Here is a 25,866-nt window from a genome sequence, read left to right as displayed (position 1 = left end):
TGCCGGCTCTGTCACCGCTGGTCAACGGCCCAATCCTTTCCTGGGGCAACGATGGCCTTTGCTGGGGCAACGATGGTCCTTCCTGGGACAAACGATGGCATCCATCATTCGGAGTCGACGCCGCCATGGATGGGTTCTTTTTTCACCGGGGCGGCCGGCGACGTCGGATGACCGGTCAGACGGGCATGCCAGCGGGCGATCGGGGCCGGTGCCCACCAGTTGTGCCGGCCCAGCAAGTGCATGAACGCGGGCAGAAGCATCATCCGTACGACCGTCGCATCGAGGACGATCGCCAAGGTCAGACCCACCCCGAACATGCGCATGAAGGACACCTTCGCCGCGAACAGCGCGCCGAACGAAATCGTCATGATCGCCGCGGCGGCAGTGACCACCCGGCCGGTGTGGGCTAGACCCTGTGCCACCGCCTCGTCGTTGGCGAGTCGAGTTCGATCGCTGGCCAGCCAGAATTCGCGGATGCGCGCGACGATGAAGACCTCGTAGTCCATCGACAGCCCGAACGCGATGCAGAACAGCAGGATCGGCATATTGGCGACCAGCGTTCCGGTGACCGTGGTGCCCAGCGCGCCGAGATGGCCTTCCTGGAACACCCAGACCAGCGCCCCGAACGACGCGGTCAGCGACAGCAGCGTCAGGATCAGTGACTTGACCGGCAGCACCACACTTCCGGTCAAGACGAACATCACCGCGAACATCACCACCGCGATGATGCCGAGCACCACCGGCAGCCTCGAGGTGATCGCGGCCACGCTGTCCAGTCCGACTTGCGTCGCGCCGGTCAGCCAGATGTCTCGGCCGCCGGGGCCCGGCAGCGCCTCGACGCCGCGGAGGGTGTCGACCGCGGCGGGGGAGAACGCAGGCTCGGTGGTGCTGACCGTCAGGAAGGCCGAGCCGTCACGTACTGCGGCCATGCCCGCCGGCGGACCCGCGCGCACTCCGGCAGCGAAGACACCCGTCGGCGTGCTCACCTCGGCGACACCGGGCACCTGCGATACGGCCATCGCGTAGGTGTCGATGTCCTGGCTCGACAACCCCGCGGCGTCGGGCACCACGACCTTGATCGCGCCTTCGGCGTTCTCGGTGAAATCGGTCCGCAGCATGTCGCCCACCCGATGAGCCGACGCCGAATTCGGCAGCACCCGTTCGTCGGGCAGACCCCACCGGACGTCCAGGAAGGGCAGGCACAGGGTCACCAAGGCGGCCGAGCCCAGCACTGCGACGATCCCGGCGCGCCGCGTCATCACCAGCGTTGTCCGATACCAGAATCGGTCGTCGGCCCGCCGGTGTCTGCCGCCGGCGTCCCGTGCGGTCAGCCGGCTGCCCAGCAGGACGATCGCCGCCGGCGTGATCACCATGGCGGCAAGGGAACACAGCGCCACGGTCGCCACACCGGCATAGGCGAACGACTTGAGGAAGTACAGCGGAAACACCGCCAGCGCGGCCATCGACATCGCCACGGTGAGCGCGGAGAACAGCACCGTTCGCCCGGCCGTCGCCATCGTGGCGAGCAGGGCGGCGTCCGGTTGCGCCCCGGCGCCGATCTCGTCGCGGTAGCGGCTGAGGATCAGCAGGGTGTAGTCCACTGCCAGGGCGAGCCCCAGCGCCGCGCTGAGACTCAGAGCGAAGACCGACACGTCGGTGATCGAGGCGATGACGCGGAGCAATGCCAGCGAGCCCACGATCGAGAACGTGCCGACCGAGATCGGTAACAGTGCGGCCCACACACCCCGGAAGACCCAGATCAGCACCACAAACGTCAGGGGTATGGCGATCGACTCCATGACCACCACGTCGCGCTGGGTCTGAGAGTTGATCTGCGCGAAGACCATCGCCGAGCCGCCCGCCATCACGTCGATCTGCGGGTACTTGCCGTCCAGGCTGGCCGCGACGGCGTCGGCCAGGCGCTGCGCGTGCCTTGGTGCGGCGTCCTCGCCGCCGCGAAGACCCACCACGACCAGCCCGGAGCGGCCGTCCGTGCTGATCAGCGATGCGGATACCGCCGACGGCGTCGTCCATGGCGAGGCCACCGCCGTCACGGAAGGGTCTTTGCCTGCACGATCGGCGATGGCTGTCCCGACGGCGCGAGCAGCCCCGCTCTGGGCGTCCTGCGGGTCGGTGACGGTGAAGACCAACTGCATGTCACCCTGACCGAACGTGTCGGTCAGAACGCGCGTGGCCTGAGCGGATTCGGCATCGGGATCCACGAAGCCACCCGCCTTGAGATTGCCTGCCGCCGAAGCTCCGAAGAGACCCGCCGCGATCATGACGAACACCGCGCACGCCACGATCCGACCTGGTGCTGCCAGAGCCAGCACGGTCATCCGGTGCAGCACAGCGGAGTACCTCGCTTCCCGACCGAAGGCGACCATGTACCGACCAGCTTGTGGAAGATCGACAACCCTGGGAACCGAACTGACGCGTTCGTCACTGAGATGTCACGGTTGGCCGAGCCTGCTCAGGCGTGCTTGATGTGGGCCGCCCCGGTGCAGCAGAGTGAGGTGCGGATCGGGTCGATCAGCGGGCCGGCACGATGACGGACAGTGACGTGAGAGGAGCGTGTTGGTGATGCAGATAAGCATGTTCTCCCAACTCAGCGGATCGGGCAGCGACTCACCGATCGATGCGACGATCGCCAACCTGGCACTGCTTCGCGACGAGGGCTTCAAGCGGGTCTGGATGAGTCAATTGCCTTACGAGCCAGATCTTTTCGAGGTTCTCGCGATCGCCCTGCATGAGGTCGACACCATCGAGGTCGCCAGCGGAGTGGTGCCGATCCAGAACCTGCATCCGATGCTGATGGCGCAACGCGCCCTCACCCTGAGTCTCGCCTCGGGCGGCCGGTTCACGCTGGGGTTGGGGATGACCCATCAGGCGGTCACCGAAGGGATGTGGGGAATCCCGTGGGACAGGCCGGTACGCCGGCTCAACGAATATCTCGACGGGCTGTTACCCCTGCTGGCCGGTGAACCCGCCGACGCGGCAGGGGAGACGGTGACCACCCGCGGGGCGCTGATGATCTCCGGCGCGCCCCGGCCCGAGGTCTACATCGCCGCCCTCGGTCCGCAGCTGTTGAAGATCGCCGGTCGGCGGACCTCGGGAACCTGCACGTGGATGACCGGACCGAAGACACTGGCCGAGCATGTCGGGCCGGCATTGCGTGAGGCCGCCGCGGGCGCCGGACGCACCGACGCGGTTCGCGTCGCCGCCTCGCTTCCGATCAGCGTCACCGACAACGTGGACGAGGCCCGCAAGCAGGCGGCCGAACAGTTCGCCGTCTACGGTCACCTGCCGTCGTACCGCGCGATGCTCGATCGGGAGGGCTACGCCGGTCCCCAGGACGCCGCCATCATCGGTGACGAGGACACGGTGCGCGGGCGCCTCGACGAACTGGCGGCCGCCGGTGTCGACGAGTACGTCGCAGCGACGTTCGATGCCTCACCGGAGGGCCGGGCGCGGACCCGCGCCCTGCTGCGCGCCTACGACGCGTAGGCGCCGCGCCGATTCCGCGGACGGCGGTGAGCCGCATAGCCAACGCCGAGCACGGCGCCGGCCATCCCGCCGTCCCGGTTTTGTCCCGGTGAGATAGATCACTTGACACCGGCGGAATCGCAGGTAGGGCATCCCCGCTTGTAGCAGGCAGAAGCCGCTCGAGGATGGGGACGAACCGATGAACACACCACTGGCCCGCATGAAGAACGCCACGAAGACAGGTGCTCTGGCGGCATTCGCGTCGTTGGCCGTCGTCGCCGGTCTGTTCGCCGGTCCCGCCGCCACCGCCAGCGCCGCCGAGGATTCGTGCGCCGCAGTCGAGGTCGTCTTCGCACGGGGTACGTTCGAGGCACCCGGCGTGGGTGCCACCGGCCAGGCGTTCGTCGACGCGCTCAGCGCGCGGCTGCCGGGTAAGACGGTCGAGGCGTACGGCGTGAACTATCCGGCGTCGCTGAACTTCGGGCAGGCTGTCGACGGTGTCGCCGACGCGGCCAACAAGATTCAGTCGATCGCGACCGAATGCCCGTCGACCAAGATCGTGCTGGGCGGCTACTCGCAGGGCGCGGCGGTCGCCGGCTACACGACGTCGAGTACGGTTCCGGCCGGAATCACGTTGCCCGCCAGCATCTCCGGACCGCTGCCTGCGTCCGTTGCATCCCATGTCGCCGCGGTGGCGTTGTTCGGCACACCCGACGACTGGTTCCTCGGCCTGGCCGACCGCAACGCGCCCCCGATCTCCATCGGCGGCGCCTACGCAGGCAAGACCGTCCAGCTGTGCGCCACCGGCGACCCGGTCTGCTACCCGGGCGGGCTGGACCGCAGCGCCCATAGCTCCTACAAGACCAACGGAATGGCCGATCAGGCCGCTGACTTCGTGGTGGGCAAGCTCGGCGGCCCCGCGCCTTCGGCCACGCTGGTGCAGACCGCAGCGCAGGTCGACGCGGCCAACTGACGCCCGTTATCCGACGGCCGGATGCCAGTCCGAGAGGACGGTGTCCGGCCGTCGGCTTGTCGCCACGCTCACCCGGCGCTCTGACCGTGACGGTCGGTCGGCGTCGCCTCTTCGCGGCCCTGGTGCACCGGCGACTGCCACGTATACGGCTCCTCGGGATGCCCGGATCCACCCAGGATGAAGGTGCGGTCGCTGCGGTTGGCCCGCGCGATGGACGCCATCCATGTTGCGACGGTGCTGAATCGGTTGCGGATGCCGGTGAGGAATGCGATGTGGATGAAGCCCCACCCGAGCCACCCCGCGATGCCGCTCAGCTTGATCGGCCCGGCCTGCAACAGGGCGTGGCCGCGACTGATGTAGGCGGCGGACCCGAGGTCGCGGTAGCGGAAGTTCCTGCGGCCACGTCCACCGAGGTCCCGCCTGATGCACGCGGCGACGTGCAGACCGCCCTGCATGGCGTTCTCCGCCACACCGGGCAGTCCGTCGCGGCCGGCGAGGTCCCCGATGACGAAGACCGTCGGATGCCTCGCCACCGACAGGTCGGCCTCGACCGAGATGCGGCCCGACCTGTCGGTGCCGGCGCCCAACACCTCCGCGGCGTGGCGCGCGAACGGCACCGCCTCGACGCCGGCCGTCCACAGCACGGTGCGCGCCGCGTAATCCTTGTCGGGCCCGCCGCCTTTCGAGCTGACAGTCACCCCGCCGCGGCGCACATCACTGACGTGGACACCGAAATGCATCTCGACGCCCAGCTTCTCGAGTTCGCGCATCGCGCGGTCGGTCAGCGCGGGAGCGAAGCTCTTGAGTACGCGATCCCCGCCGTCGAACAACAGCACCCGGGCTTCCTCCGGTTCGATGCTGTGAAATTCGTTGGCCAGTGCCCGGGTCGCGAGTTCCCTGATCTGCCCAGCCAATTCGACGCCGGTGGGACCGGCGCCGGCAACAGCGAAGGTGAGCCACTCGTCGCGTTCGGGGCCGGGCGGCAAGGTCTCGGCGATCTCGAATGCCGCGAAAACTCGGCGGCGGATGCTAAGCGCATCGTCGAGGGTCTTCATCCCTGGCGCCCACGCGGCGAATTCCTCCTTCCCGAAGTAGGACTGCCGCATGCCGGCCGCGATCACCAAGTAGTCGTAGCCGATGTCGAACGTCGTCTCGTCGGGACGGCGGGCCGTGACACGACGCGCGCCGGCGTCGAGCCGGATCGCTTCGCCCAGCAGTGTCGTGACGTTGCGGCGGTCCGCCAGTTCTTCCCGCAGCGACCGGCTGATCTGCCCGATGCTGAGTGTTCCCGTGGCGCATTGATACAACAGCGGCTGGAAGACATGGCAGGCGGCGCGGTCGAGCAACGTCACATCGACGTCGACGCGCCCCAGCCGACGGGCGCAGAACAGGCCACCGAAACCGCCTCCGATGATGAGCACCCTGGGGCGTCCACTACCCATGTCGAATCAACCTCATTGTCGTTGAAGTACCCGTTCGGGAAGTGATGAATACGGGCTGCCCGATCGATTTGCCGGTCGAACGCCGACCGTGGTCAGTTGCGCGATAACGGCCCCGGCCGTCGTGCCATTCTGCCACGATATGGGGGGTCGACGCCGCGGGCTGGAGGGGAGCGCGTTGTCGCTTTTGAGTCGCCGCCTGCGTTGCGGGCTGTCTGCTGCGGTGGTCGCCGCGGCAGCGTTCAACGCGCTCGGCCTGTGGGGCGTGGCGACGGCACTGCGGGTGCAATTCGCTCTCGAGGCCGTCGTGTGTGTCGCTGCATTGGTTGTCGGGCTGGCCGTCGTACCGCGAGTGACCGGGCTGTCGCGATGGTGGCGGACGACCCTCCTCACCGCGGTGGCCATCTTCCTGGGAGCCGAACTCCTCTGGAAGCTCACCGGCCACGCCGACCGGCATGCGACCGCGCCGTGGCCGACTGTGGTCGGCTATTTCGTCGCGGCCTTCTTCTTCGCCGTGGCGATGGTCCTGCTGATCCGTGCGGGCCGCGACCACGACGTGCCCGGGCAGACGCTGGCGCGGCCACGGGTCTTCACCACCCTGCTCGACGGACTGATCAGCGCACTGTCGTTCGCCCAGTTCATCTACCTCGCCCGGCCCGACGCTGTGGACAGCAGCGCATTGCCGCGATCGACCAACACTGCGGTCATCTTCAGCATCGCCATCGTGGAACTCGTCGTGGTCATGGTCGCTGTTCTCCTCGCGATGTGGTACCCGCCGTACCGCCTGGGGCGGGCCAACTACATGTTGCTCGCGGCGGCAGTGATCACCCTCGTCTCCTCCGATCGGCTGTTGGCTTACCTTCGCAGCGTCGACGTGACCAACCTGGATCTATGGATCGGCACCGGGTTCGTGTTCGCGCCGCTGCTGATCGCGTGGAGCCTGCTCGAACTGCCACCGCGGCCCCGGCCGCAGAACGAACTCCCGACCAACTGGGCGCAACTGACGCTGCCCTACGTCGGCTTCATGGGGAGTACGGCCCTGCTCGCATTCCAGGTACTCGTCGGCCGCGGCATCGACATGTTCTTCGCGTCCACCTATCTCGGCTTGGCATTGCTGGTCGCGACCCGCTATCTGATCGCGATGCGGATCCAGCGGGTGCTGACCGCGCAGCTCGTCGACGCCAAGCGCCGCCTGGCCCATCAGGCACACCACGACGCGTTGACGAAGCTGCCCAACCGGTTGCTGCTGGGGCAGCGGCTGGACGACGCGATCCGCGATGGACCGTTCGTGTTGATCTTCGTCGACATCGACGACTTCAAGGAGGTCAACGACCGGTTCGGGCATGCAGCCGGTGACGAGTTGCTGTGCGCGATCAGCGCCCGCCTCCGCAGCTGCCTTGGGCGCGACGACACACTGGCCCGCATCGGGGGAGACGAGTTCGCCATCCTGATCGCCGGTGAGGTCGGAGCACCGGAGATCGTCGCCGACCAGCTGCGCGTCGCTCTTCGGAGTCCGTTTTCGGTGCACGGGACCTCGGTCCGGGTGCGGGCGAGCATGGGCCTTGTCAGCCCGGGGCATCACGGTCTGCCGCCGACGTCGGACGATCTGCTCCGGCAGGCGGATATCTCGATGTACACCGGCAAGCGAATGGGCAAGGACACCGCGGTGGTCTACCGGCCGGCGTTCAGCGTCTCAGAGGATTTTCCGACGGCGCTTCGCCAGGCGAAAGGCAAAGTGCCGCAGGGGTTCCACCTGAAGTATCAGCCCATCGTCACGCTCCCGCACGGCGCGCCGGTGGCTGTTGAGGCGCTGGCGCGGTGGACGACGCCGAGCGGGATGCAGATCCCTCCGCAGACGTTCGTCTCGCTGGCCGAAGCCAACGGCCTGGGCGCGCAACTGGATGCGCTGGTGCTGGATCAGGCCTGCGCGGAGATCACGGCCGCTGACCTGGACTTGGATGTGCACGTCAACATCGGTGCCGCGCGCCTGGGCAGCGCGGAATTCGAAGGCATCATCAGCCGTACGCTCGCCCGGCACGGCCTGCCGGCAGCCCGCCTCGTTCTGGAGATCACCGAGACCGTTCCGATCGTCGACCTGGTTGAGGGGGCGGCGGCCATCACACGCTTGAACGACCTCGGCATCAGAGTCGCCCTGGACGATTTCGGCGCCGGTTACAACTCGCTGACCTATCTGCACGAATTGCCGGTGCAGATCGTGAAGTTGGACCGCGGGCTCGCTCTGGGCGTCGACCCGGGACGCAATCTCACCCTCTACCGGTCGGTCATCGGATTGTGTAAAGCGTTGAATCTCAACGTCATCGCCGAAGGTATCGAAAGTGCCGACCAGGCGGAGACCATATTCCTGGCCGGTTGCGGACTCGCCCAGGGTCACCTGTTCGGGCGGGCGATGGGGTTGTCCGACATCGGGGTGTCGCTGACCGCACCGTGAGAATGCCGGATCCTCCGAATTGGTTGCACACCAAGGTTATTCAGGCGGCGGACTTCTCCAGGATGTGGACACCGCACGCCGACCCGAGCCCGATCACGTGGGCCAGCCCAACCTTGGCGTTGGCGATCTGCCGATCGCCGGCCTCGCCCCGCAGGTGGTGGCAGATCTCCCAGATGTTGGCGATGCCGGTCGCCGCGATCGGATGGCCCTTGGACTGCAGACCACCGGACACATTGACCGGCGTCGAGCCGTCCCGCCAGGTGGCGCCGGAGTTGAAGAAGTCGGCGGCGCCGCCTTGCTCGCACAGCATCAGGTTGTCGTAGTGGACCAGCTCGGCGGTCGCGAAGCAGTCGTGCAATTCGACCAGGTCGAGGTCCTTGGGTCCGATGCCGGCCTGCTCGTAGGCGGTGGCGGCGGCATTGCGCGTCAGGGTGTTGACGTTCGGCAGCACCTGGCAGCCCTCTTCGTACGGGTCGGAGGTCAACACCGACGCCGACACCTTCACCGCGCGCCGACGTTGTTCGGCCGACAGCGTTTTGAGAGTCTCGCCGCTGCATACGATCGCCGCCGCGGCACCGTCACAGTTGGCCGAGCACATCGGGCGGGTGTTGGGGTAGGCGATCATGACGTCGTTCATGATCTGCTCGAGGGTGAAGCGCTTCTGGTAGGCCGCCAGCGGATTCAATGTCGAGTGCGCGTGGTTCTTTTCGCTGATCTTGGCGAACAGCTCGAAGCTGGTCCCGCCGTACTTGTGGCCGTATTCGGTGCCGATCTGGGCGAACACGCCGGGCATGGCCTCGGTGCCGATGCGGCCGTCGATCGGCGCGACGGCGCCGAAGCGCCCGGCCGGCTGCCAGACATCGGAGTCGTCCTTTTTGCGTCCACCCGCACCGAGAAGTCCTGCACCCGAGAGCTTTTCGACACCAACTGCCATGCCGTAGCGCACCTCGCCGGCCTTGACCGCCATGATCGCGGTGCGCAGCGCGGTGGCCCCGGTGGCGCACGCGTTGGCGACGTTGTACACCGGGATCCCGGTCTGGCCGATCTGCTTCTGCAGCTGCTGGCCGATGCCGGCGCTGGCGTTCATCAGGTTGCCCGCGGCCAGCACGCCGATGTCGGCCATGGTCACACCGGCGTCGGCGAGCGCGGCCATCGCGGCCTCAGCGGCCAGGTCAACGGTGTCTTTGTCGGCGTGCTTGCCGAATTTGGTCATCCGGATACCGAGGATGAAAATGTCGTCGCTGGCACTCATCGCATCTCCTTGGAACAGTTCGGCGGCGGGGGAGTTCAGGCCACGGGCTCGAAGCCGAAGCCGATGGCCTCGGTGCCCTGTGCGTCGGCGCCGAGCGAATAGGTGCTCAGACGCACCTTCATGCCGTCGTGGACGTGCTCGGGATCGGGCTCGACGTTGACGAGATTGGCACGCACCTGCGTGCCGTCGCAGTCGATCACCGACGCGACGAAGGGCACAGGCACGCCCGGTGCGGCGAAAGTGACGATCGTGAATGTGCGCACGGTGCCTTCGGTTGCGACGGGGACCGTGCGGAAATCGGTGGCGAAGCAGTTGGCGCAGGCGTTGCGCCGGTCGAAGAATCGGGCACCGCACGCCGTGCACTCATGGGCCACGAGATGGGGTTCACCGTCGTCGAGCACGAGGTAGTCGACCATCGGTATGCGCTCGGCCATGCGGACCTCCGTTCGTGGGTCCTTGTGACGCTAGCGAAGGGCCGGAGGCCTCAACAGGGCGGGTGTGCCGAGAGCTCAGCCGTAGGCCGAGTCGAGGAAGCGGCTGCGCACGTCGGCGGTCGGGATCGGGCAGGTGTCATGGCGGCCGCCGATGCGATAACGCACGGCGGCGAACCGCTCGTAGAGCCAGTCACGCGCGGCTGGTGGGATCGCGTAGGCCGTCAATGCCAGCCGCCACCAGCCGCCAAGATATGCCGCCACCTGCAGCAACGCCGTCGAGCGAAGGTATACGGTCTCGCCGGGTCGTCCGGCGTCGCGTACGAACACCGCGGTGTCCGCACCCGCCAGCTCGGGATGCCGAGCGATCGTCTCGCGGGCGAAGTCGCTGTCCAACGCGGCGAAGCGCAGAGTCCCGTGCTGGTCGTACCGAAGAATGGTGCGCACCGCGCTGTTGCAGACCCCGCACACACCGTCGTACAGCAGTACAGGCGCAGTAGCGGAGTTGGTTGATGGCGTCATCGCGACCTCCCTCGCCGGCGCGGTTATTCGGCCTCCATCATCCCAAATCGAGCCGGGCTCAGGTCCGGTCTGTTCCTGATGTCACAGGGGATCCCGTACTGATGGGATCCGCGGCCTCGGTGACCATCCGCAGCACGTCGTCGGCGGACAAGGGCACGCTGAAGTAGAAGCCCTGCACCACATCACAGCCGAACTCGACGAGACGCGCGGCGACGTCGGCGTCTTCGACTCCCTCCGCGACGACGATCAAGCCCAGTTCGTGGGCGAGCGTGATCACCGCGTTGACGACGGTCGACACCCGGGCATCGTCCACAATCTGCACGACGAGCCGCCGGTCCAGCTTGACTTCGTCGACTGGCAGCTCGCACAGATAGGACAGGGTGGAGTAGCCAGTCCCAAAGTCGTCGATCGCGATGCGAATTCCACTGCGGCGCAACTGGTTCAGTACGTCGCGGGTACCTTCGATGTTGCCGAGCACCAGGTCCTCGGTGATCTCGACGGTCAGCGCACTGGCGGGCAGGTTTCGGTCATCCAACGCACGGCGGATGCGGGTGGGCAGATGCGGGTCGGCAAGCAGCGGTGCCGACATGTTGACCGCGATCGGCAGATGCACGGCGGCCCGGTTCCATCCCTGCGCAGCGTCGAGCGCGGTATTGATCACCAGATCGGTGACCGGGCGCATCAGACCGTGATGGCGCACGAGCGGCAGGAATTCGTCGGGACTGAGCAGGCCCCGCCGGTGGTGCGGCCAGCGCACCAAGGCCTCGACGCCCACCATGCGGCCGGTGAGGAGGTTGAACTTGGGCTGGTAGGCCAGCGTCAGCTCGACGGAGTCGATCGCTTGACGCAGTTCGCCGAGCAGCTGGACCGCGGCCGCATCCTCGGTGGACGGCGCGCTGCGCAGCCGGTGGATCAGGCCGTCGTCGGGGGACTGGGCCTGCTGTAGATCGGGGGTGAACCGGTGCACGCCGACGGTGCGGGTCTTCTTGGCCGCATACATGGCGGTATCGGCGCGTTTGACCAGCTCTTCGGCCGATACGCCGGGTTCGTCGGCGCCCGCCACCGCCAGCCCGACACTGGGCCGGATGAACAATTCCTGGCCATCGATGGCGAACGGCTTGTCGAAGGATTCCGCCACACGCTGTGCGATCTGATCAGCGTGCTTGTGCATGGGGTCGTCGTCGACGAGTACCACGAACTCGTCGCCGCCCAGACGCGCGACGGTGTCGCTGTTGCGGACGCAGCCCAGGATTCGTTCACCGGCCCGGTTCAGCAGTTCATCACCGGCCGGGTGTCCCAGCGTGTCATTGACGAGCTTGAAGTCGTTGAGGTCCAGGATGATCAGCGCCACCGCGCCGCTGTCCCGCTCGCGGCGCTGCATCGCGTCTTCCAGCCGGTCGGAGAACATCGCGCGGTTGGCCAGGCCCGTCAGCGGATCGTGCAGCGCCTGCTCGGCCACAGTGGCGAGCAGGCGGCGGTTCTCCCGCACTGCCAGGTATTGGCGGCCCAGAACAGCCAGCATCAGTAGCGTCCCGATCGTCCCCACCAAGGGCGTTTGAAAGACCGTTGCAGGTTCGGCGGCGGCGACGATGCCGGCCAGGAGAAGCGGCGCGTAGGGGAACCAGACCGATGCCCATCCGGCCAGGTTGGCGTGTGTGCGTGGCCGGCGGACCTCGTCACGGCTGGCGGTGGCGGCCACCATGATGAGCATCAGGCCGGCGACCCATCCGATGTCGATCAGGTTTCCGCTGGAGTAGTCGTTCTTGGCCGACAGATAGGCAAAGCCGCTGTCGGAGAGGGCGATGAACACCATCGCGATCGTCAACAGAGTCGACACGCCCCGCTGATCGTCGGCGGCGCGCAGCCACGCCATCGCCGCGATCGTCAGCACCACCACATCCGACAGTGGGTACGCGAGCGAGATGATCACCGCGGGCGCTCCATCTGAGCCTGCCGAGTAGATCGGACTCAGGATCATCACCCAGCTCACCAGGAAGAGCGACCCGGCCACGATCACCCCGTCGAGCAACGTCCGCGTCCGGGACTGTCCACTGTCGGCGGGGAACAGCAGCAGGCCCACGCAGAAGCCGACCGGCATGATCAGATAGGCCGCGTCGGCCAGTGAGGGGAACGGGGGTTCCTCGAGCGCGAGCTCGTAATACGTCCACAGCACCTCGCCGAGCGCCCAGCCGATCATCCCGATCGTGATGGCAACCCACGCGGCCCGCAGCCTGCCGTGCAGCGCTCGCGCCGCCAGGGCCGTGAAGACCGCTGCAGGAATCGTCAGCAGCACGAACACGATGTCGTCGACGGCTTTGACGGCATCGCCGTGCGATCGCCCGCTGAGAACCCAGACCACGAAGGCCGCGAAGATCACCGAGAAACCGATCGCGACCCGGGCGGTCTTGGGCATCGCGGCCCCTTCCTGCACCGCCCGGTGGCACAACATTCCGGGACAACGTAAAGCCGCAGTCAGAATAGCGGACGTGCAAAGTGGAACAAAGGAGAACCACCGCACGAATGCTGGATTAAAAGCCCGCTAGTGCATCAGCAGCAACTTTTCAGTCGTCGGCGGTCAGGCTGCCTTCACGCACAACGTGCGGCAGGTGAGCTAGACATGTGGCCGTGGACATCGACGGAGCGGTGGCGGTGGTCACCGGAGCGGGCTCAGGCATCGGCAGGTCCGTCGCGGCGGCCCTGGCAGCGGGCGGCGCATCTGTGGTCGCCGGCGACATCGACGCGAAGTCGGCCGCCGACACCGCTGCGATGATCGGTGGCATCGGGGTGGCGGCGGACGCCTCGAGCCCGGACGGAATCGCCGCCCTGCTCGATGCGGCACGCGAGGCGTTCGGGCGAACCGACATCTATGTGGCCAACGCCGGGATCACCGGCGAACCCGGACTCGGTGACGACGAAGCCGCCTGGGACCGGATCATCGACATCAACCTGCGCGCCCACATCCGGGCCGCCAAGGCGGTGATGCCGGAGTGGGTTGCGCGGGGCAGTGGGCACTTCGTCGTCACCGCGTCGGCCGCCGGTCTGCTGACCCAGCTCGGCGCCGCCCCCTACAGCGTGACCAAGCACGCCGCCGTCGGATTCGCCGAGTGGTTGGCGATTCGCTACGGCGACAATGGGATTGGTGTGAGCTGCGTGTGCCCGATGGGTGTGGATACCCCGTTGTTGCGCGGCATGTCCGACTCACCGGAGGAAGAGATCCGGGTGGCCGGTTCCGCCGTCACCAGTGCGGGAGCGGTGATCGGCCCCGACACCGTTGCGGCCCTGGTGGTCCAGGCCATCGTCGACGGGACGTTCCTTGTGCTGCCGCACCCCGAGGTGCTGGCCATGTACCGACAGAAAGGCGCCGATTACGAGCGCTGGATCGCCGGTATGCGCCGCTACCAACGCACCCTGCGGTAGCGGGCCCGCGACGACGTTTCGCGCGTGACGGCGCGGGGTAACAGGTCGCCAACGTCGCAGACCGTCGGCGTCGCCCGCGAGACGAAGGAAACCTGATGATTCCGTTCATCTGCCCGGCTTGCGGGCAACTCGACATCGACAGCCCCGACTGCGCATCCTGCGCTAGCGCCACCAACGACGCCGCCTGAGGCCTTACCCGCGGGGACGCACCCGGAATCAGCGTGCCGCGAGCCACGGTTCGCGGGCGAAGACGTCGGAGACCATCGGCCGGAAGAACTCGAGCGGCCGGTGCTCGAACTGCGCGTCGAAACAATTCTGGTCGTAGCGCTCACAGAATTCCACCGCGTCGTCGAACCACAGGTGCCCCCGATACCGCTCCCGCGCGTCGCGGACGCCGCCCATATGGGGCGCGTAGTAGTACTGCTGAAATTCGGGGTGCACCCGAACAATCCAGGCCACCTGTTCCGAGACGTACGGCGCCAGCACGGCGGCCGCGAACGCACCGTGGGCATGCGGTGCATACGTGTCGCCGATGTCGTGCAGCAGGGCAGCCACGACGTATTCGGCCGGGCGGCCGTCATCGAATGCGCGTGTCGCCGATTGCAGGGAGTGGTCCAGCCGGCTGACCGGGTACGCCTGCTGCCCCTCGGCAAGGGCTTCGACCAATGCCAGCACCCGGTCGACCAACCCGGCATTGTTGGCCGCCTCCGCACGCTCGATCAGCGCATAGTCCTGCGCGGTGCCTTCGGCCATGGTGCGGTAAGTGGCTCGGGTTGGCGCGCTCATCGTCAGCTCCTCTAGCACGGCGTCCGAACAAACCTAACCGCGTCGTGTTTCGGCTACGTGACGCAGCGAGCGCGCGGGTGCCGTCAGGGATGGAGGTTCCACTGGCCGACATCGGAGGCCAGAACGTCGTTGACGTCGACTTCCAGCCCGCCCACCAGGGGTCCGGGGTTCGAGGCCGTGCTCACGATCCGCTGGTAGAGAACGGCAGCGGGGTGCACCCGATTGCCGGACCACGCCTTGGTCTGCCAGGCCCACACGCGGCCAGGCGTGCTCGATCGACCGATGACGCCGTCGGCCAACGCCCACTGGCACACGTCGATACCGCCGTAAACCCCGGTGCGCTGCACTCCGAGAACCGAGTTGATTCCCCGAAACCATTGCAGTGCAACACGATTCCACGTGTCGCGATTGATGTCCTCGTCGATGGTGAAGAAGACCGGCGCGCTCTGGCCGCCGCCCGCCGCGGTGTGCAGCTGCCAGGCGGTGCGTGCGTCGGCGACGCCACCGGCGTACCCGCGCAGGAAGTCCGACGGCGCTGTCCCGCCCGGCTTTCCGTACTGATAATTGCTGACGATCACCAGGCCCGCGGCGGTCAGCGACTGGGCGTAGGGCAGCGTGATCGGCTTGGCGCCGAACGACGAGCCCGGACGCGACGTCGAGACGTAGTTGACCACCCCGGAATGCCCGGCGGCGCGGATGTGCTGCGCGGGGATTTGTTTGGCGGCGAAGTCGATCAGCGTGGGGGCCGCGGCGGCGGCTTCGGGCGTGCCCCAACCCAGCGATGCGGCGCCCAGGCCCGCCACGGCACCCGCGAAGCGCAGCGCGTCACGCCGGGTGACCGGGCGGCCTGCGGCCGCGGGCAAATCGTGCATCGCGCGATGTTAACGATGTGACAGCCGTGAAGGGTGTTCCCACGCTGATCGTTGTGCGTTTCAGCTCAAGATGAGCTTCGATCGTTACCCTAGGGCCGCAGAATCGCGGCGGAGGAGACGGTTTCGACGAATTGGCCGGCCGCGACCGCGAGTTCCTCATCCACGGTGGCCAGCGCGTCTGCTTGCAGCTGAGTCAAGGCGATGTATTCGGATCGATAGGTGTCCGGCCAATTCAGCGTGGCGGCGATCCGCCACGCACGGTCCTGCAAGGCTCGATCGCCGAGCAGGCGGATGCGAAGTCCACGGATATCGTCGAGAAGCCGCCGGCCGGTTCGTTCGTCGTAGTCACCCCGACGCACCGAGCCGTACACGAGTGCGAGCGCCTGGGAGCGGAGCAACGTTGGGGCGGTGAGACTGTGTCCCGGCGGGATGGTCCGCCCACCGGTCGCGAGGTCGATGGCCACCTGTGCGTCGACGACGAAAACTGTCATCCGGACACGGTTCCACGCCAGTGCTCTCGGCGCAGGCAGAGCTCATCGGTTCATGGCCGGACAGCTGCCGTTGTTGGCCGGCCGCAGGCCGATCATGCTCGCCTGCAGCGTGCCGCTGGCATCCTTGGTGCCTCGCGCGGTGACGCACATGCCTTGCGCAATCGCCTGGACGTCGGCGGCGGCACGCTTGGTGTACGTGGTAGTTGCGGACAGGGTGACGTTGGTAGGTGTGGTGCCACCCGCGACCGTCACGACCAGCGTGCCGCCACTGACCGAAGCAACCGTGCCGCGTAAGTCACCGTGACCCGCGGGGCCGCCGGGCGGGGTAGACGCCGTGGAGCCGGCCTGTTGCCGAGCGCCCGCGAAGCAGTGGCCGTCTCTCGGTGCGCTGACCGATATCGCCGCTGCAGCAACCGATCCGTCCGGGGCAGGGCTGCTCCCGCGGGCCGGACGCACCGACACACAGCTGCCGACGGTGACGTCGGTGACAGCAGCCGGGGTCAGTTCGGAGACCTTCGTCGCCGAGGTGAAGCCGACGTTGGACGTGACGCTCTTGTCGCTGACGGCCAACGTGCCGCCGTTGACCGACGTGATCAGTCCCGACACGTGGTCTTTGCCTGCGCCTTTCGCCGGCGCCGTCGCAGTCGTCGACCCCGCAGCTTGTGTCGAGGAGGTCGCGGCGGTGGGAGAGGAGCCGCAGGCCGCCAGCGACAGGGCGATAAGGCCGATGAGGATCGGCACCGCGCGCCGACACCGCGTCGGTGATTCCGGAATGGTGAGAGTCATGCGTCCACAGTCGGCCGCCGAACTTGGACTGACCTTGACCGCCCGCGTGAGTGAGCTGTGCGCGGCGGCTACCGCGGATAGCCTCGCCGCACGGCCCGCTCGAGGATGCCGAGTGTCGCGCGCAATGCCGGCTCACCGACGATCGGGAAGATCTTGGCGTCGCGCCAGTGCTGATCGATGTCGGACCAGTCGTAGAACGAAGTGACCGCGGTACCGCCGTCCGCCGGCTCCAGGCGGTAGCCGTATACATGCCCGATGTCGGGCTTCAGCTGGCCGAAGATCGTCCAGGCGATCAGACTGTCCCGTTCGAATTGCGTGATCGACACGGTGACGTCGTACTTGCCCAACGGATAGTCGTTGAGCGATTCGCGGTCCATGTGCACAACGAAGCTGTCGCCCACCGCGCCGACGGACGACCCGTCGGCGTCCTGCAACATGCCGGTGGCGTCGATCGCGACGTGCCCCTGCGGATCGCAGAGGACCGCGAAGATGTCCGCGGCCGGCGCGGGGATGAATCGTTGAACCTCGATGCGTTCGCTCACCAATGGATCCTGTCACGTGCGGTACCCACCCAGTAGTGGCCTGGTGTAGCCCGACTGCCGAACGGGCACTTCATGGGCGTGGTGACGCCGGCCGATTGGTTCCTGACCCGTGACGAGCGAGGTAACCCCGCCGCCCGGATACCGGCATGGTCGGAGGGCAACCGCGCCGAACCGCTCGTTCACGGTGCCACCTATTTCGAACGGCTGGTCGCCGAAGTGGAGGCCCTACGTGCAGGCGACTACGTCTTCTTCACCGACTGGCGTGGCGACCCCGACGAACTCCTGCGCGACGGCGGCCCGACGATCCGGGACCTGTTCTGCCAGGCCGCGAAACGCGGCGTGGTGGTCAAGGGCCTGGTGTGGCGATCGCATCTGGACAAGTTTCAGTACAGCGAAGAGGAGAACCAGCATCTGGGTGAGGCCATCGAAGCGGCCGGCGGCGAGGTGCTGTTGGATCAGCGCGTGCGGGTGGGCGGATCGCATCACCAGAAACTGGTCGTGATTCGGCATCCCGAAGCGCCCCAACGCGATATCGCATTTGCCGGCGGCATCGACCTGTGCCATTCCCGCCGCGATGACGAATCGCACGAGGGTGACCCGCAGGCGGTGCAGATGGCCGAATGCTATGGGAGCACTCCGCCATGGCATGACGTGCAGCTGCAGATCCGCGGGCCGGCCGTCGGGGTACTCGACACCACCTTCCGGGAACGCTGGAAGGATCCGACGCCGCTCGACGCGTTGTCGCCCGTCGCCTGGGTGATGGACAAGTTGCGAGGCGCGGACCTCTCGGCGGACCGGCTACCGGAACAACCACCAGATCCGCCGGCGTGTGGACCTCACACCGTGCAGGTGTTGCGCACTTACCCGGATGCGCACTTCCGGTACGCCTTTGCGCCCCGGGGGGAGCGCAGCATCGCCCGCGCGTACAACAAAGTCGTACCCCGCGCCCGCCGACTGATCTACGTCGAGGACCAATATCTGTGGTCGGCACGGGTGGCCACCTTGTTCGCCCACGCACTGCGCACCAACCCCGATCTCCACCTGGTGGCGGTGATCCCGCGCCACCCCGACGTCGACGGTCGGTTGCAACTGCCGCCGAACCAGGTCGGCCGCTGGCAGGCGATTGCGACATGTCAGGCTGCGAGTCCGGAGCGTGTCCACATCTTCGACGTCGAGAATCACCGTGGCACACCGGTATACGTGCATGCGAAGGTCTGCGTGATCGACGACATCTGGGCCTGCGTCGGTAGCGACAACCTGAACCGGCGGTCCTGGACCCACGACAGCGAACTATCCTGTGCGGTACTCGATTCCGAGGGCATCTTCGCTCGCGACCTGAGACTGCGACTCCTGCGTGAGCACCTGGACCGGCCGGCTGATGGGAGCGCGGACGGAGATCTGGTCGACCCGGTCACCGCGGTACGCGAGATCGTCGCCGCGGCGGAGGCACTTGACGCGTGGTATCTGTCGGGATGTCAGGGGGAGAGGCCACCGGGTCGCTTGCGGCGGCACAAGCCAGAGCGTCTCGGCTGGCGGACCCGCGTGTGGGCGGAGCCCCTGTACCGCATGATCTACGACCCGGACGGGCGCTCGTATCGCGACCGAATCCGCGATCGGCTGTAGAGCACGTCAGGCGGTGGGCGGGATTTCGATCGGGTTTGCGCTCAACGGTTCGATGACGATCCCAGCACCCTTCAACACGTCGATGGACCGGATCAGGTCACTGACGCTTGTGACGTCGCCCTGGAGAACCGCGTAGGCGGCGCGGTTCGATTGTCTGTAGAACTCTTTCATCGAGTCCACGCTGAGAAAGACCGGCATGAACAAGACGCCCTCCCGCTGGAGGAAGAACAGCTTCTGATTCCCATCGTCGGTGTCGCCAAAGGGCGTCGAGTAGTAGACATGGGTTTCGGCTGGATCCGGATTACGGCGCTCGGTCTTTCTGAACAGGCCCATGACGTCTCCTTCGTGGCGGATGGTTCACCCTGCCAAATCGGCGGCGCCTCGCCCAGTCACCCTGGATCGTGCCCCGTTCACACCACACTGCTGACGATCGCGATCACCAGTCCGAGGAGGGTCAGCAACCCGACCATCACCGTCGCTGCGATTGCCCGGCCCCGCCGGTGTCGACGGAAGTCGTAGATCGCGACCGCAATGCCGGCGAAGATCAATGCCGCATAGGCAGCCAGTCCCACTGTCAGAGCCGCCGTTGACGCAGCACTGGCCAGGATCACGGTGTGCACGCCGTGAAGCCTACGGTGCGAGGGGACCATTGCAGCGTCTTCGACGGCGAGAATGATCGACGCACAATTGATTTGTGCCGTAATCGATTGCGAGGACGTCATCGCGACGCGGGGTACCGCAACGGTTCACGCCAATGTTTCGCCGAACCTCTGATGGGTTATTAACACCGCGAATTGCGGAAGCCGTCACATCACGGATCGCGACGGCTCTTCTTGGTTTGGCTGTGGTCGTGACGGGGGAGAGCGGACGGTGTCGGATATGGCGCAGAGCGCTAGTGACCGTGGATCGCTCCCGAGTAGCGGCCTTTCACCGGGGCTGCCGGGCCGCACCTCGCACACTGCACCTGGTCGTCTTGGGCCGACGAAAGGGACTGTGGGCCTGGCGATCACATTTGCCGCGGACCTGACTTCGGCGTCCGCCGCCTCCGCTATCGGTTTGAGCTTGGCGCACAACGCCGGACTGCCGATGCCGCCGCTCTGGATGATGGCGTGTTATGCGCCGTTGGTCGTTGTCATCTTGGCTGCCCGCGCGTCGTATCGACCCAAGTTGCACGACACCCTCATCGGCGAGTTCATGTCTGTTCAGGCAGCTGCGGCGCTGGCGGCCATGCTGCTGCTGGCGGGAATGGCGTTCGCCGACATCGCCGGCGACTTGGGCGACACTGTTGCACAGGTGTGGCTGACGACCGCAATGGGTCTGCCGATCGGGAGGTTGTTCGCGGTTGTCGTGCAGCGCGCACTGCGTCGCAACCAGGTCCTGCAGTCACCGACTTTGATCATGGGCAACGGCGAGATCGCCTGTCATCTCGCGAAACGCTTCCGTGACAACCCTCGATACGGCATCCGGCCGGTCGGCCTGGTCGACGCGGACGCGCCGTGGGCCGCGTCAGCGGGGGACTGCCCCATTCCTGCGGTTGGCACACCGGCCACCATCGCCGATGCGATCAGGGCCACGGGGGCAGAGGCCCTGGTGGTGGCCTTCTCCAGGACCAGGGACAAGGATCTGGTTTCGGCGATGAAGACTGCGCGCCTCGCTGGGCTGACGGTATGGATCGTTCCGCGGATGTTCGACACGATCGGGCAGCGATGCCGCATGGATTATGTCGGTGGTCTGCCCGTGATGACGTTGTCCAGCACCAATCCGCGGAGCTGGCAATTCACCACCAAGCACATCAGTGATCGCGTCATCGCGACCGCCGTCCTCACCGTCATCTCGCCACTGTTCCTGTTCCTGATGGCTGCTGTGCGACTGTCCTCACCGGGTCCGATCTTCTTCCGTCAGCCCCGAGTCGGCCGGGATGGAATTGTGTTCGACTGCCTGAAGTTCAGATCGATGCGCATGCCCCGGCCTCGTGACACGGCGTTCGTCGTCCACGACGGCAGGGCGCCGGGTGGGGTAGAGGGTGCCGACCGGCGCACCAGAATCGGCAAACTGATGCGCGTGAGCTCCCTTGACGAACTCCCACAACTCCTCAACGTGATCAGGGGAGACATGAGCCTTGTCGGGCCCCGCCCAGAACGCCCGGAGTACGTAGAGCGTTTCGACTCACAGATCCGGCGGTACGGCGAACGGCACCGCGTCAAGGCAGGGATGACCGGCTGGGCGCAAGTGCACGGACTGCGAGGCCAGACGTCCATTGATGATCGTGTCGAGTGGGACAACTTCTATATCGAGAACTGGTCGCTCGCGCTAGATCTGCAGATCCTGCTGATGACCATCCCCGCAGTGTTGCGCCCCAGCGAAAAGCTCTCGTACACAGGCCCGATCAGCAGATGTCAAGCACCGCAGGAGCCGAGGCCGTCCCGCGTCACTGTGCATCGTCGCCTCTACCGGACTCCCTCTGTGCAGAGCTCTCGCTCGCGCTCAGACGCGAGAGCCACTCCTTTCGCCGCCACCGGTTGAGTGGTTGCGCGTCCCTGAAGCGGCGCTCGGGCAACCAGGGCCTGCGGGATCAGGCCGGCGACCGGCCGATGGACTTCCAGTGCCTCACTGACGATCGAATGCTGCCAGAGTGAGTCGCACCGTCTCGGCGATGGCGTTGTTGAGGGGTGGCGCATCGGGCTCGTCGTCGCGCGAGCGGGTGAGGACGGCCATGATGATCCGTTGCCCGTTGGGCCCGCTGAGCAATCCGGCATCGTTGGTGGAGCCAAAACTTCCAGCGCCGGTCTTGTCGGCGCTGGTCCAGCCCGTGGGCAGACCTGCTCGGAAACGCTTCTCCGACGTGGCGTTCCGGCTCATCCAGCCCAGCATCTGCTCGCGGTGTCCGTCGTTTAACACTTTGCCGGTCAACACTTCTCGGTAGCCCGCTGAAAGGGCGCGCGGAGTCGTCGTGTCGCGCGGATCCCCGGGCACCGCAGCGTTCAGTTCGGTTTCCCAACGGTCCAGCCGGCTCCGGTCGTCACCGACACTGCGCGCGAAGGTGGTGATCTCTGGCGGCCCGCCGATGCATCGCAACAGAAGATTGCCGGCGGCGTTGTCGGAGTTGATCAATGCCGCCGAGCACAACTCGTCTAGGCGCATCGACCGACCGACATGGGCGCTGGTGACCGGTGAGTTCTCGACGATGTCGGACGCTGCGATCTGTTGTGTCATCGCCAGATCCCGTCGACCGAGTTCGGCCAATTGCAACACCCGGGCCACGGCATAGGTCTTGAAGGTCGAGCACATCGAAAATGGGGTGTCCGCACGGTGCTCGAGAGAGCCGCCCGTGTCGAGGTCGAGGGCATACATGCCCACGCGTGCCGAATAGCGATCCTCGATCGGGGTGAGGTCAAGCGAAGCGGTGTGTCGGGGGACAGGATCCGCGGCGGCCCTGCGGCACGCTGTCAGCGCTGCGATTGTGGCCAGTCCCGCCAGGGCCTGGCGCCGGGTCAGGTGTGCTGTCATGGCCGATACCGAAGCACGGCCGGCGGTGCCGTAGCCAAGTCTGCGGGCCGGCGACAGCCATAGCGATTGTGAATCAGTGCATCTAGGAGTGCCAATCTTGGCCGACGACAAGGTACCTCCGGCGATCTGGGCCCGGCGTCGTGGTCGTGTTGAATGGGTAAGCGTGGACCTCATTCGACACTTGCGGTACTTCGTGGCGGTTGCCGAGCACCGGCATTTCGGCCGGGCCGCCGCAAGCCTCGGCGTGACTCAGCCGCCTGTCTCGCAAGGTCTGCGACGCCTGGAACGGCATCTTGGATTGCAGTTGGTCGACCGGACGTCCAGCGGTGCGACGCTGACCGAGGCCGGGGCAGCGCTGCTGCCACGCGCGCGGCTGATCGTTGACGACTCCACGCGTCTGCTCGCTGATGCCGCTCAGCTGTTCGGCGCCGCCGCTGGGCTACGCTGGGGCGCGATCCCGGAACTCGACGACGAGATCCTGTCCCGCTGCACAGTAGCGTTGCGCGCTGCGATGACTCAGAGCGACGCTCCACTCACGACCGTCACCAAGGGCACCACGGCCCTGCTCGCCGATCTCCGCCGTGGGATCATCGACATCGCTGTGGTGGCGCACCCGGCAGTTCTCGCGGACCTGGACGCCGGCCCGATTATCGCGGTGAATCGCAATGTCGTTGTGCCGTCGGGGCATCGAGTCGCGAGCACCAGGAGTCCGCGCGCCCAGATGCTGAGCGATCTGACACTGGCGACCACTCCACGGGAGGACAACCCACCTGCCCACGACCTGCTGATGGACGGGCTGCGCCGGCACGGGCTTGACAGTTCTCTTCACCCGGCAACTACCCACCGCGACGTGAGCGCCATGGTCGCGACAGGGACGTGCTTCGGGCTAGCGACCCCAACCGCGACGGTCCACACCGGAACAAACCATCTGCGAATGCTCGTCGAGGAGGTCGCATTGCGCGTGCGGATAGTGACCGCACCCGGTCGCGAGCTGGGCGATCTCGTCCACGCGCTCGATCGAGAGCTGTTGCGGAACAGAACATGAGCAACGTAGTCCGAAATATCAACGATGTCTTTGTGGATGCCGGGTGCCAAGGCTGGCTGCGAGCGGAGGCCATCGGCCGGCCGGACAGCCTGGTGGATATCGGCGGCGACGAACCCGTAGTCGCCGCATCGGTGTACAAGCTGATCGTCCTTGTTGCGCTGGCGCGTGCCTTCGATTCTGGAATCCTCGACGCGCACGCCACGGTCCGCGTCGTGCCGGCAGATTGCACGCCCGGGCCTACCGGGTTGAGTCTGTTCAGCGATCCCGTCACGCTGTCGTGGCTGGACTTGGCCCGAATGATGATGGTGCTATCGGACAACGGCGCGGCGGACATCATCCTCGGCGCCCTCGGGCTGGATCCGATCGACGCCGTGATTGCCGACCTCGGGCTCGCATCGACGCGCGTGGTCGGCGGAACTGCAGCCCTACAGCAACAGATCATCCATGATGCCGGCGCGCTGACGCTTACCGAAGCGGTGGGACTGTTGGCCAGCAACAACAGTATTCACGACAGCGCTGCGTTCGATCCTGCGTACACGACCGCGACGAGCGCTGCCGACATCAACGCTGTGCTGAGCGCGATCTGGACCGACGACGCAGCCTCCCCGCGCAGCTGTCACGAGATGCGGACGATTCTGGCGCAACAGATTTGGCCCCACCGAATCCGGTCCGGCTTTCCGTTCGCCGATGTCATCGTGGCGGGTAAGACCGGAACCATCGGACCGATCCGCAACGAGGCAGCCGTTGTTGAGATCCCCGGGGAGGTGCCGATAGCGGTGTCGATTTTCACCCGCGCAGCACGCTCGGATCTGTCGTTGCCCATCGTCGATGCGGCGATCGGGCGGGCCGCGTTCCTCGCCGTCACGGAGCTGAGGACTTGGTGCCGCACTGAATGAGGGGACCGCGTGCCCGTGAAGCGTGGTGGTGAGCCTGCCGGTCCTGGCGGATGAAGCTGCAGCGGCCGGCACGATAGACCCGATGAAACAGGCCATCGCCCAACAGATCGCCGGCAGTACGGCAGAACCCATTGATGTCGGATCCAACGGATTCCTGTTCCAGGGCACCCGCGCCGATACGTCGAAGTTGGGCGCGTCGGAAATTTCGGAAGTGGTCTTCAATCAGGGCCGGGTGCTGGTCAACCTGGAGATCGACAGCGCGCCGGGCAATCCCACTCCTCGCGATGTCATCCTTGACCTGGCCCGCAAACAAGCTGACGTCATCAAAGCTGCTATGCCGAGTTGACCTTCCGCTGAAGGCACGTCTGTTCGAACGCAAGGGATACTGGTCAAGGGGGAGTCTGTCAGTACCCGTATCACCGCGAACTCCTTGACGTCCGCCCCACCGCCTAGCCTGGCGCTCGGGCTTCCTGCCGATCGGCTGATCAGTAGACCGCCCGACGACTGAGAAGGGTGACAAGTGGCCGACCGCCAATTTCATACGCATGCAGAACTTTTCGACCTGAGCGGGAAGCGCGCCCTGGTGACCGGGGGCACCAGGGGCATCGGCATGATGATCGCGCGGGGGCTTCTCCAAGCAGGCGCCCGCGTGGTGATCAGCTCACGCGACCCCGCTGCGTGCGCGCAAGCCCGGGACCAGCTGTCCGAATTCGGTGAGGTGATGGCGGTCCCTGCTGATCTGTCGCGGCACGAGGAGTGCGAGCGCCTCGCTGAGCTCGTCACGGCAGACTCGGAGAATCTCGACATCCTTGTCAACAATGCGGGCGCGATGTGGGACGAGCCATTGGAGACGTTCCCGGATGCCGCCTGGGACACGGTCCTCGACCTCAATCTGAAGTCGCCATTCTGGTTGGTGCAGGCGCTACTGCCGGCGCTGCACAGCGCTGGGACCGCCGACGATCCAGCGCGGATCATCAACATCGGCAGCATCGCCGCCATCCACATTCCGGCACGGCCCAATTACTCGTACTCCAGCAGCAAGGCCGCACTGCATCAACTCACCAGAGTGCTCGCCAAGGAACTGGGCCCGCAGCACATCACGGTGAACGCGGTGGCGCCGGGACCGTTCCCGTCGACGATGATGGCGGCAACTCTCGACGAGCTCGGCGAGGCGATCGCGGCGTCGGCCCCACTTCGCCGGATCGGCCGCGACGACGATATGGCAGGTGTCGCCGTATTCCTCTCCAGCCGGGCGGGCGGCTATCTGACGGGCGCGGTCGTACCCGTCGATGGAGGGATCGCCACGACCGCGTGAGCCCGCCTGCCCTTCGTCGTGCGGCCTACGGTGG

The 25,866-nt window shown here is 66.5% G+C and carries 24 protein-coding genes; 10 read left to right on the top strand and 14 right to left on the bottom strand.

Features of this window, described 5'->3' with window-relative positions:
* Positions 1–104: 104 nt before the first annotated feature.
* The gene (locus tag G6N32_RS13655) at positions 105–2,351 is read right to left on the bottom strand and encodes an MMPL family transporter (protein WP_172507313.1); all 2,247 of its coding nucleotides are present in this window, start codon (positions 2,349–2,351) and stop codon (positions 105–107) included.
* A gap of 232 nt (positions 2,352–2,583) precedes the next feature.
* Here G6N32_RS13655 and G6N32_RS13650 point away from each other — a divergent pair, with 232 nt between their 5' ends.
* Both G6N32_RS13650 and G6N32_RS13645 read left to right on the top strand, forming a co-directional pair.
* Entirely contained in the window at positions 2,584–3,507 is a 924-nt protein-coding gene (locus G6N32_RS13650; protein ID WP_115321161.1) for a TIGR03564 family F420-dependent LLM class oxidoreductase, read from the top strand.
* Between the two features lie 178 nt (positions 3,508–3,685).
* Positions 3,686–4,459, top strand: a complete 774-nt coding sequence (locus G6N32_RS13645) for a cutinase family protein (RefSeq protein ID WP_115320051.1) — start codon at positions 3,686–3,688, stop codon at positions 4,457–4,459.
* Positions 4,460–4,527: 68 nt separating this feature from the next.
* On the opposite strand, the gene G6N32_RS13640 is transcribed toward G6N32_RS13645, so the two are convergent.
* A complete protein-coding gene (locus tag G6N32_RS13640; protein ID WP_115320050.1) occupies positions 4,528–5,901 on the bottom strand; it encodes an NAD(P)/FAD-dependent oxidoreductase in 1,374 nt (457 codons plus the stop codon).
* Between the two features lie 175 nt (positions 5,902–6,076).
* On the opposite strand from G6N32_RS13640, the gene G6N32_RS13635 reads away from it, so the two are divergent.
* Positions 6,077–8,347 (top strand): putative bifunctional diguanylate cyclase/phosphodiesterase, encoded by a 2,271-nt coding sequence (locus tag G6N32_RS13635; RefSeq protein ID WP_232077644.1) that lies wholly within the window; start codon positions 6,077–6,079, stop codon positions 8,345–8,347.
* A gap of 40 nt (positions 8,348–8,387) precedes the next feature.
* Here G6N32_RS13635 and G6N32_RS13630 read toward each other — a convergent pair whose 3' ends face one another.
* The 4 genes from G6N32_RS13630 to G6N32_RS13615 all read right to left on the bottom strand — a co-directional run bounded on the left by G6N32_RS13630 (position 8,388) and on the right by G6N32_RS13615 (position 12,965).
* Positions 8,388–9,599 carry a thiolase family protein gene (locus G6N32_RS13630; protein WP_115320048.1) on the bottom strand — a complete coding sequence of 404 codons (1,212 nt, stop codon included), beginning with the start codon at positions 9,597–9,599 and terminating at the stop codon, positions 8,388–8,390.
* Between the two features lie 35 nt (positions 9,600–9,634).
* Positions 9,635–10,033 carry a Zn-ribbon domain-containing OB-fold protein gene (locus G6N32_RS13625; RefSeq protein ID WP_115320047.1) on the bottom strand — a complete coding sequence of 133 codons (399 nt, stop codon included), beginning with the start codon at positions 10,031–10,033 and terminating at the stop codon, positions 9,635–9,637.
* A 75-nt stretch (positions 10,034–10,108) separates the two neighbouring features.
* Positions 10,109–10,552, bottom strand: coding sequence for a thiol-disulfide oxidoreductase DCC family protein (locus G6N32_RS13620; RefSeq protein WP_115320046.1), 444 nt, complete (start codon positions 10,550–10,552; stop codon positions 10,109–10,111).
* Positions 10,553–10,610: 58 nt separating this feature from the next.
* Positions 10,611–12,965 carry a putative bifunctional diguanylate cyclase/phosphodiesterase gene (locus tag G6N32_RS13615; RefSeq protein ID WP_232077641.1) on the bottom strand — a complete coding sequence of 785 codons (2,355 nt, stop codon included), beginning with the start codon at positions 12,963–12,965 and terminating at the stop codon, positions 10,611–10,613.
* A 212-nt stretch (positions 12,966–13,177) separates the two neighbouring features.
* On the opposite strand from G6N32_RS13615, the gene G6N32_RS13610 reads away from it, so the two are divergent.
* On the top strand, positions 13,178–13,969 hold the full coding sequence (locus G6N32_RS13610) for an SDR family oxidoreductase (RefSeq protein WP_115321159.1): 792 nt from the start codon (positions 13,178–13,180) through the stop codon (positions 13,967–13,969).
* A 216-nt stretch (positions 13,970–14,185) separates the two neighbouring features.
* On the opposite strand, the gene G6N32_RS13605 is transcribed toward G6N32_RS13610, so the two are convergent.
* The 5 genes from G6N32_RS13605 to G6N32_RS13585 all read right to left on the bottom strand — a co-directional run bounded on the left by G6N32_RS13605 (position 14,186) and on the right by G6N32_RS13585 (position 17,446).
* On the bottom strand, positions 14,186–14,755 hold the full coding sequence (locus G6N32_RS13605) for an HD domain-containing protein (RefSeq protein ID WP_115320045.1): 570 nt from the start codon (positions 14,753–14,755) through the stop codon (positions 14,186–14,188).
* Between the two features lie 83 nt (positions 14,756–14,838).
* Positions 14,839–15,627, bottom strand: a complete 789-nt coding sequence (locus G6N32_RS13600) for a DUF1906 domain-containing protein (protein ID WP_115320044.1) — start codon at positions 15,625–15,627, stop codon at positions 14,839–14,841.
* Between the two features lie 89 nt (positions 15,628–15,716).
* Positions 15,717–16,118, bottom strand: a complete 402-nt coding sequence (locus tag G6N32_RS13595) for a type II toxin-antitoxin system VapC family toxin (protein ID WP_115320043.1) — start codon at positions 16,116–16,118, stop codon at positions 15,717–15,719.
* Between the two features lie 42 nt (positions 16,119–16,160).
* Positions 16,161–16,904 carry a DUF5666 domain-containing protein gene (locus G6N32_RS13590; protein ID WP_147292025.1) on the bottom strand — a complete coding sequence of 248 codons (744 nt, stop codon included), beginning with the start codon at positions 16,902–16,904 and terminating at the stop codon, positions 16,161–16,163.
* 68 nt (positions 16,905–16,972) lie between these two features.
* Positions 16,973–17,446 carry an SRPBCC family protein gene (locus G6N32_RS13585; RefSeq protein WP_115320041.1) on the bottom strand — a complete coding sequence of 158 codons (474 nt, stop codon included), beginning with the start codon at positions 17,444–17,446 and terminating at the stop codon, positions 16,973–16,975.
* A gap of 72 nt (positions 17,447–17,518) precedes the next feature.
* Here G6N32_RS13585 and G6N32_RS13580 point away from each other — a divergent pair, with 72 nt between their 5' ends.
* Positions 17,519–19,069, top strand: coding sequence for a phospholipase D family protein (locus G6N32_RS13580; RefSeq protein WP_115320040.1), 1,551 nt, complete (start codon positions 17,519–17,521; stop codon positions 19,067–19,069).
* A 6-nt stretch (positions 19,070–19,075) separates the two neighbouring features.
* Here the strand turns inward: G6N32_RS13580 and G6N32_RS13575 are convergent, their stop codons facing one another.
* Positions 19,076–19,402 (bottom strand): hypothetical protein, encoded by a 327-nt coding sequence (locus tag G6N32_RS13575; protein WP_115320039.1) that lies wholly within the window; start codon positions 19,400–19,402, stop codon positions 19,076–19,078.
* Between the two features lie 77 nt (positions 19,403–19,479).
* On the bottom strand, positions 19,480–19,689 hold the full coding sequence (locus G6N32_RS13570; RefSeq protein WP_115321158.1) for a hypothetical protein: 210 nt from the start codon (positions 19,687–19,689) through the stop codon (positions 19,480–19,482).
* A 436-nt stretch (positions 19,690–20,125) separates the two neighbouring features.
* Between G6N32_RS13570 and G6N32_RS13565 the strand changes: the two genes are divergently transcribed.
* Entirely contained in the window at positions 20,126–21,592 is a 1,467-nt protein-coding gene (locus G6N32_RS13565; protein ID WP_232077639.1) for a sugar transferase, read from the top strand.
* 84 nt (positions 21,593–21,676) lie between these two features.
* Here the strand turns inward: G6N32_RS13565 and bla are convergent, their stop codons facing one another.
* A complete protein-coding gene (bla, locus tag G6N32_RS13560; RefSeq protein ID WP_115320037.1) occupies positions 21,677–22,576 on the bottom strand; it encodes a class A beta-lactamase in 900 nt (299 codons plus the stop codon).
* Positions 22,577–22,739: 163 nt separating this feature from the next.
* On the opposite strand from bla, the gene G6N32_RS29110 reads away from it, so the two are divergent.
* The 4 genes from G6N32_RS29110 to G6N32_RS13540 all read left to right on the top strand — a co-directional run bounded on the left by G6N32_RS29110 (position 22,740) and on the right by G6N32_RS13540 (position 25,832).
* Positions 22,740–23,621, top strand: a complete 882-nt coding sequence (locus tag G6N32_RS29110; RefSeq protein ID WP_115320036.1) for a LysR family transcriptional regulator — start codon at positions 22,740–22,742, stop codon at positions 23,619–23,621.
* Positions 23,618–24,517, top strand: coding sequence for a serine hydrolase (locus tag G6N32_RS13550; RefSeq protein WP_115320035.1), 900 nt, complete (start codon positions 23,618–23,620; stop codon positions 24,515–24,517). The genes G6N32_RS29110 and G6N32_RS13550 overlap by 4 nt, the downstream gene beginning before the upstream one ends.
* A gap of 28 nt (positions 24,518–24,545) precedes the next feature.
* A complete protein-coding gene (locus G6N32_RS13545; RefSeq protein WP_147292024.1) occupies positions 24,546–24,863 on the top strand; it encodes a hypothetical protein in 318 nt (105 codons plus the stop codon).
* 174 nt (positions 24,864–25,037) lie between these two features.
* Positions 25,038–25,832, top strand: a complete 795-nt coding sequence (locus G6N32_RS13540) for an SDR family oxidoreductase (RefSeq protein WP_115320033.1) — start codon at positions 25,038–25,040, stop codon at positions 25,830–25,832.
* Positions 25,833–25,866 lie beyond the last annotated feature (34 nt).

The sequence above is a fragment of the Mycolicibacterium aichiense genome (genome assembly GCF_010726245.1).
GTDB lineage: Bacteria > Actinomycetota > Actinomycetes > Mycobacteriales > Mycobacteriaceae > Mycobacterium > Mycobacterium aichiense.
This window is presented reverse-complemented; position numbering and strand designations above follow the sequence as displayed.

Coding starts and splice junctions, on each gene's coding strand:
- G6N32_RS13600 (WP_115320044.1), bottom strand. CDS start 15,627: ATGCACGATTTGCCCGCGGCCGCAGGCCGCCCGGTCACCCGGCGTGAC.
- G6N32_RS13650 (WP_115321161.1), top strand. CDS start 2,584: ATGCAGATAAGCATGTTCTCCCAACTCAGCGGATCGGGCAGCGACTCA.
- G6N32_RS13550 (WP_115320035.1), top strand. CDS start 23,618: ATGAGCAACGTAGTCCGAAATATCAACGATGTCTTTGTGGATGCCGGG.
- G6N32_RS13595 (WP_115320043.1), bottom strand. CDS start 16,118: ATGACAGTTTTCGTCGTCGACGCACAGGTGGCCATCGACCTCGCGACC.
- G6N32_RS13575 (WP_115320039.1), bottom strand. CDS start 19,402: ATGGGCCTGTTCAGAAAGACCGAGCGCCGTAATCCGGATCCAGCCGAA.
- G6N32_RS13640 (WP_115320050.1), bottom strand. CDS start 5,901: ATGGGTAGTGGACGCCCCAGGGTGCTCATCATCGGAGGCGGTTTCGGT.
- G6N32_RS13645 (WP_115320051.1), top strand. CDS start 3,686: ATGAACACACCACTGGCCCGCATGAAGAACGCCACGAAGACAGGTGCT.
- G6N32_RS13605 (WP_115320045.1), bottom strand. CDS start 14,755: ATGAGCGCGCCAACCCGAGCCACTTACCGCACCATGGCCGAAGGCACC.
- G6N32_RS13625 (WP_115320047.1), bottom strand. CDS start 10,033: ATGGCCGAGCGCATACCGATGGTCGACTACCTCGTGCTCGACGACGGT.
- G6N32_RS13590 (WP_147292025.1), bottom strand. CDS start 16,904: ATGACTCTCACCATTCCGGAATCACCGACGCGGTGTCGGCGCGCGGTG.
- G6N32_RS13630 (WP_115320048.1), bottom strand. CDS start 9,599: ATGAGTGCCAGCGACGACATTTTCATCCTCGGTATCCGGATGACCAAA.
- G6N32_RS13580 (WP_115320040.1), top strand. CDS start 17,519: ATGGGCGTGGTGACGCCGGCCGATTGGTTCCTGACCCGTGACGAGCGA.
- bla (WP_115320037.1), bottom strand. CDS start 22,576: ATGACAGCACACCTGACCCGGCGCCAGGCCCTGGCGGGACTGGCCACA.
- G6N32_RS13615 (WP_232077641.1), bottom strand. CDS start 12,965: ATGCCCAAGACCGCCCGGGTCGCGATCGGTTTCTCGGTGATCTTCGCG.
- G6N32_RS13620 (WP_115320046.1), bottom strand. CDS start 10,552: ATGACGCCATCAACCAACTCCGCTACTGCGCCTGTACTGCTGTACGAC.